We start from the raw sequence: 6,453 nt of genomic DNA, 5'->3' as shown, positions 1-6,453 counted from the left end.
CTCGGTCAGTCGCAGCGAGATCAAGGTCTGCTGTGCGGAGTACAGCGTACGCTGCGCCACCAGCGTGGTGAGATAGCTGTCGATGCCATTCTTGTAGCGTGCCTCGGACAAGCGGAAGGCCTTCTCGCTGGCCGCCGTGGCCCGGCCCTGCGCATCCAGCCGCTGGTCCAGCGTGGCGCGCACGGCGAGTGCGTCGGCCACTTCACGGAAGGCGGTCTGGATCGCCTTCTCGTAATTGGCCACATCGATGTCGCGCGTGATCTTGGCCGAATCCAGGCTGGCACGCAGGCTGCCCGCATTGAAGATGGGCAGGTTGATCGATGGCACGAAACTCCAGCTGCCACTGCCGGCCTTGAACAAGCCACCCAGCGTGCGGCTGGCCGTACCGCCATCAGCGGTGAGCGAAATGCTGGGGAAGAAGGCCGCGCGCGCTGCTCCGATGTCGGCATTGGCGGATTTCAGCGTATGTTCTGCGGCCAGCACATCCGGGCGGCGCAGCAGTACTTGCGACGGCAAGCCGGCAGGCGTGGAAGGCAATACGCTGGCGGTATCCGGCAAGCCGGTTGGCAACAGCGCCGCATCCACATCGGCCCCGACCAGCAGGCGCAACGCATTGATGTCCTGCGCGACCTGGCTGGTGTAGCTGGCCACATCGGCGCGTGCCGCTTGCACCGTGGCTTCCTGGCTGGCCAGGTCGACCCCGGAGACGGTGCCGATATCATGGCTGCGCTGGCTCAGTTCGAAGGTGCGCGACTGGCTGGCATAGGTGTCCTGCGCCAGCTTCAACAGCTCGCGGTCGGAGGCCAGCGTGAGCCACGCCGTGGCCACTTCGGCCACCAGGCTGATGTGCGTGCTGCGACGGGTCTCGACCTGATATTGATAGGTCTCCAGCGCCGCATCCGAGAGATTCTTCAGGCGACCGAAGAAATCGAGTTCGTAAGCGCTGATCCCCACCGTCACACTCTGCTGCCGCGACACCGTGGCGCGGCCGCTGGTGGTCAGCTCAGACGGCGTGCGGCTGGCAGTACTGGTGCCGGTGGCGGAGATGGCCGGATAGCGATCGGCATCGGTGATGCGATATTGCGCACGCGCCTTCTCGATGTTCAACGCCGCCACCCGCAGGTCACGGTTGTTCTCCAGCGCAGCGGCAATCACCTGCTGCAGACGTGGATCGAGGAAGAATTCGCGCCAGCCGAGCTGGTCCGCATCAATCTCGCCAGCGGCCTTGCCGGCGCTGCCGCCGAGCGGCTTGCCGTCGACCTGCTGGGTCCAGCTGGCCGGCACCGGTGCGGCCGGCTGCGCGTAATCGGGCGCGAGGTTGGCGCAGCCCGCCAGCGCTGCCGTGAGCGCCAGCACCATGGCCGTGCGGGTCCAGAGGATGGATGTCTGTTGTGCGGGCCGGGTCATCACACGCCCTCCTTTTGTGTCGCGTGATCGTCATCCTGGCGCGGCTTCTTCGCCGCGCGGCGATCCAGCCAGGTGCCGATCAGGTAGTAGAACAAGGGCACGAAGAAGATGCCCAGCAAAGTGGCCGAGAGCATGCCGCCCAGCACGCCCGTGCCGATGGCGCGGCGGCTGGCCGAGCCGGCCCCGCTGGCCACGGCCAGCGGCAGCACGCCGAACATGAAGGCCAGCGAGGTCATCAGGATCGGACGCAGGCGCAGCTGCACCGCTTCCAGGGTGGCATCCCGCAGGCTCTTGCCGGACTCGTGCAATTGCTTGGCGAATTCCACGATCAGGATCGCGTTCTTGGCCGACAGGCCCACCGTGGTCAACAGCCCCACCTGGAAATACACGTCATTGGACATCCCGAAAATCCCCGTCAGCAGCACGGTGCCGACGATGCCCAGTGGCACCGCCAGGATCACTGCGAACGGTACCGACCAGCTCTCATACAAGGCCGCCAGGCAGAGGAACACGAAGAGGATGGAAATCGCATACAGCATCGGTGCCTGGTTGCCCGAGAGCCGCTCCTGATAGGACGAACCGGTCCACTCGAAGCCGATGCCGGCCGGTAGTTGCGCCACCAGTTTTTCCACTTCGGCCATGGCCGTTCCCGAGCTCACACCCGCTGCCGGTTCACCGACGATCTCGAAGGACGACACGCCGTTGTAGCGCTCCAGCAGGGAAGGTCCATAGGTCCACTTGCTGCTCATGAAGGCCGAGAACGGCACCATCTGGCTGGCCGAGTTGCGCACATACCAGCGGTTCAGGTCTTCGGCCTGCATGCGGAAGGCGGAATCGCCCTGCACATAGACCTTCTTGACGCGCCCGTTGCTGAGGAAGTCATTGACGTAGGTGCCGCCCATGGCAGTGGCCAATGTCGAGTTGATGTCGGAGGTCGCAATCGACAGCGCATCAGCCTTGCGGTCATCGATGGCCACACGCAATTGCGGAGTGTCATCAAGGCCGGTGGTCCGCACGTTGGCCAGCAGCGCATTGCCGCGCGCCAGTTGCAGGAACTGGTCACGCGCCTTCAACAGCGCATCGTGGCCCACGCCACCCACATCCTTCAATTCCAGGTCGAAGCCGGAACTCTGTCCCAAACCGCGCACCGCAGGCGGATTCATCAGGAACACGCGCGCCCCGCGGATCTTGGACAAGTCCGCGTTGGCCAGGCGCACCAGCTCGGAAGCCGACTGCCCGGCACCGGTACGCTGGTCCCACTCCTTCAAGCGGATGAAGGCACGCGCACCGTTCTGGCTGTTGCCACCCACGCCTGCACCGACGATGGCCAGCACCGAATCGACCGACTCGGGCTTGTTCATGAAGTATTCCTGCACAGTCTTCACGACAGTAGCGGTCTGCTCGGCGGTCGCGCCCGTGGGCAGCTGGATCTGGGCCATCAGCACGCCCTGGTCTTCTTCCGGCAGAAAGGACGTGGGCAGGCGCATGAACAGCACCGCCATCGCCACGGCGATCAGCGCATACATCAGCAGGCCGCGCTTGCCCCGCTTGAGCAGGCCGCCGACACCGCCCTGGTAGCGGGTCGCGCTGCGGTCAAAGGTGCGGTTGAACCAGGTAAAGAATTTTCCTTGCTGCACGTGGCCGCTGGCATGCGGCTTGAGCAGCGTGGCGCACAGCGCCGGAGTCAGGGTCAGCGCCACCATCACCGACAAGGCCATGGCCGAGACGATGGTGATGGAGAACTGGCGATAGATCACGCCGGTGGATCCGCCGAAGAAGGCCATCGGGATGAACACCGCCGACAGCACCATGGCGATACCGACCAGCGCACCGGTGATTTCCTGCATGGACTTGCGGGTGGCCTCCTTGGGACTGAGCTTTTCTTCGCTCATCAGGCGCTCGACGTTTTCCACCACCACGATGGCATCGTCCACCAGCAAGCCGATGGCCAGCACCATTCCGAACATGGTCAGGGTGTTGATGGAATAGCCGAACATGGCCAGGATGCCGAAGGTCCCCAGCAGCACCACCGGGACCGTGATGGCCGGAATGAAGGTGGCGCGGATGTTCTGCAGGAACAGGTACATGATCAGCACCACCAGCACGATGGCTTCGATCAGGGTCTTGACCACTTCTTCCAGCGACACGCGCACGAAAGGCGTGGTGTCGTAGGCGATGTTGGTCTTGAGCTTCATGGAGGCCGGGAAGTAGGGCTCCAGTTCGGCCATCTTCTTCTTGACCGCATCGGCCGTGGCCAGCGCATTGGCGCCGGTGGCCAGCTGGATCGCCAGTGCCGAAGACGGTTTTCCATTCTGCTGCGAGGCCACCTGGTAGCTCTCGCCACCCAGCTCCACGCGGGCCACATCAGATAGTTTCACCACTGAACCATCGGCGGAAGACTTGACGATGATGTTGCGGAACTCATCCGGCGTAGTCAGCTTGCTGCGCGCCGTGATGGTGGCGTTGATCTGCTGACCCGGTTGCGCCGGCAGTGCGCCGATCTCGCCGGCCGACACTTCGGTGTTCTGCGCTTCGAGCGCGCTGGTGACGTCGGACGGCATCAGCGCGTACTTCTGCAGCTTGGCCGGATCGATCCAGATGCGCATCGCGTAATTGGTACCAAAGGCGGTCACGTCGCCCACGCCTTCCACGCGGCTGATCTGGTCGGTCAGCGTGCTGCTGATGAAGTCGCCGATGTCGATGCTGGTGATGCGCGGATCATCCGAGGTCAGCGACAGCACCATCAGGATATCGGTGGAGGCCTTGGTGACGGTCACGCCATTGTTCTGCACCGCCTGCGGCAGGCGCGCCGTGACCTGCTGCAGCTTGTTCTGCACCTGCATCTGGGCCACGTCCGGATTGGTACCGGCGGTGAAGGTCAGCGCCACCGTGGCGCTGCCGGCCGAACTGGAGCTGGCCGACATGTATTGCAGGTTGTCCAGGCCTTTCATCTGCTGTTCGATGACCTGGGTCACCGAATCTTCCAGGGTCTTGGCCGAGGCACCGGTGTAGGTGGCCTTGATGTTGACCTTGGGCGGCGCGATGTCCGGATACTGCTCCAGCGACAGCGAGCGGATCGACATCATCCCGCCCAGCATGATGATGATGGCGATGACCCACGCGAAGATGGGCCGGTCGATAAAGAAACGTGCCATGTGCGCCTCGCTTACTTCGACTGGACGCTGGTGGCCGGGGCAGCGGCGGACTCGCCCGCCTTGTCGGCATCACCGCCCAGCGAGGGATCGGCGGCCGCCGCAGCGGCTTCACGCGCCAGGTCCTTCTGCAGGCTGTCGGTGATGTCGATGGCACGCGGAGTGTCACCGGTACGCACCTTCTGCAAGCCATCGACGATGAGCTTGTCGCCTTGCTGCAACCCACGGCTGATCCACCAGTTGTTGCCCACGGCACGCGCCACGGTCACCAGGCGCTGCTGGACCTTGCCGTCGTTCCCCAGCACCAGGGCCGTCGCCGCACCGGTCTGGTCGCGGCTGATGGCCTTCTGCGGCACCAGCAGCGCGTGGTCATCCACACCTTCTTCCAGTACCGCACGCACATACGCGCCCGGCAACAGCACGCCCTCCGGATTCGGGACCACCGCGCGCAGCGTGATCATGCCAGTGCCGGTATCGACCGACAGGCCCGTGAATTCGAGCTTGCCGGTGCGCTCATAGGTGGAGCCATCTTCCAGCAGTATCTTGACCTGGGCGGCATTGTCGCCACTCTTTTTGATCTGGCCGCTGGCCAGTTCGCGGCGCAGGCGCAGCAGGTCCACGGTGGATTGCGTCACATCGACGTAGATCGGATCGATCTGTTGCACCGTGGTCAGTGCAGTGGTCTGGCTGGCCGTCACCAGCGCGCCGGGAGTGACGCTGGATTTCTCGATGCGGCCCGAGATGGGCGACAGGATCTTGGTGTATTGCAGGTTGATGGCTGCGGTCTGCACGGCGGCCTTCTGCACTTCCACGTCGGCCTGGTTCTGGCGCAGCGTACTCTGGGCGTCGTCGTTGTCCTGCTTGGAGACGGCGTCGATCTTGTTCAGCTCGGCATAACGGTCGGCCTTCAGCCTGGAGGAGGCCAGCGTAGCCTGTGCCTTCAGCAAGGATGCCTTGGCGCTGTCATAGGCCGCCTGGTAGCTGGCCGGATCGATCTGGTACAGCGGCTGGCCGGCCTTGACGTTGCTGCCTTCCTTGAACAGGCGCTTCTGGATGATGCCGCCCACCTGCGGACGGATGTCGGCCGCCAGATAGGCCGTGGTACGGCCGGGCAACTCGGTGGTCAGCGCCTGGCGCTGGGCCTTGACGACGACATAGCCGACTTCGGACTGGGCCGCAGGCTTGGGCTGGTCGCCGGATTTGGAGCAGGCGCCAAGGACGGCCACCAGCATCAGCGACAGCACCAGACGGGCTGCGGTGGAGGAACTGCGCCCCGGGCGGCGCGAGAGTGTGAGGTTTTCTTGCATGATCGGGTGGCTTTCTGCCCGTCCGCCAGCCGCCATGGGCGCGGGTTCCGGGCGCAATGAGCTATCGGACCTGCGATTATGGAAAACAAATGTGAGGGAAAAATGAGCAAGCGCGACGGCATGTCCGTCCTGCAACATCGCGCATGACATTGGCAACTCGTGCGCCACCGCCGCCCGGGTTCTTGATAAGCTCTGGCCTGATTCCACCGACCGCCTGCTGCATCCCATGTCCATCGCCCACTCGATCGCCGAGCTGACCGACCGCTTCTTCTATCGCGCCAACATTCGCCTGAAGCTCTTCTATGCGATGCTGGCCCTGATCGTGGCGGTGATTGCGGCCATCAATGGCGCGGGGCATTACATCTTCAACCGCGACTTCCTCGGCTATCTCAACGAGCAGGCACAGCAGCGCATGGAAGACATGGTGCCGCGCCTGGAACAGGCTTATCGCGAGCACGGCAATTGGGAATTCCTGCGCGACAATCCACGCGCCTGGTTCGAATTGATGAAGCCGGCCATCGTCGAACACAGCGGTGCGGTCCGTACTTCCGGCCCGACCTTCACCCCCTCCGACCTGACCGGCGCGC

Annotated in this window: 3 protein-coding genes and 1 pseudogene; 1 reads left to right on the top strand and 3 read right to left on the bottom strand. The window is 64.0% G+C overall.

The genetic code is table 11. The annotated features are described in order from the left end of the window. The 3 genes from B3873_RS21815 to B3873_RS21805 form a co-directional block, all read right to left on the bottom strand. Positions 1-1,407, bottom strand: a 1,407-nt coding sequence (locus tag B3873_RS21815; protein ID WP_286869049.1) for an efflux transporter outer membrane subunit, incomplete at its 3' end; no start/stop codon positions are given. Beyond that, complete coding sequence (locus B3873_RS21810) at positions 1,407-4,562, bottom strand: efflux RND transporter permease subunit (protein WP_252696701.1); 3,156 nt, start codon at positions 4,560-4,562, stop codon at positions 1,407-1,409. The genes B3873_RS21810 and B3873_RS21815, both read right to left, overlap by 1 nt. A gap of 11 nt (positions 4,563-4,573) precedes the next feature. Then, positions 4,574-5,866, bottom strand: a complete 1,293-nt coding sequence (locus B3873_RS21805) for an efflux RND transporter periplasmic adaptor subunit (RefSeq protein WP_286869046.1) — start codon at positions 5,864-5,866, stop codon at positions 4,574-4,576. 226 nt (positions 5,867-6,092) lie between these two features. On the opposite strand from B3873_RS21805, the pseudogene B3873_RS21800 reads away from it, so the two are divergent. Beyond that, positions 6,093-6,453, top strand: a pseudogene (locus B3873_RS21800) (two-component sensor histidine kinase); the annotation flags it as partial.

The organism is Herbaspirillum sp. UBA812 (genome assembly GCF_002296545.1).
In the GTDB taxonomy this organism is placed as follows: Bacteria; Pseudomonadota; Gammaproteobacteria; order Burkholderiales; family Burkholderiaceae_D; genus Herbaspirillum; species Herbaspirillum huttiense.
Note: the sequence above shows the minus strand (reverse complement) of the source record. Positions and strands in the feature narration are given on the sequence as shown.

Coding starts and splice junctions, on each gene's coding strand:
- B3873_RS21810 (WP_252696701.1), bottom strand. CDS start 4,562: ATGGCACGTTTCTTTATCGACCGGCCCATCTTCGCGTGGGTCATCGCC.
- B3873_RS21805 (WP_286869046.1), bottom strand. CDS start 5,866: ATGCAAGAAAACCTCACACTCTCGCGCCGCCCGGGGCGCAGTTCCTCC.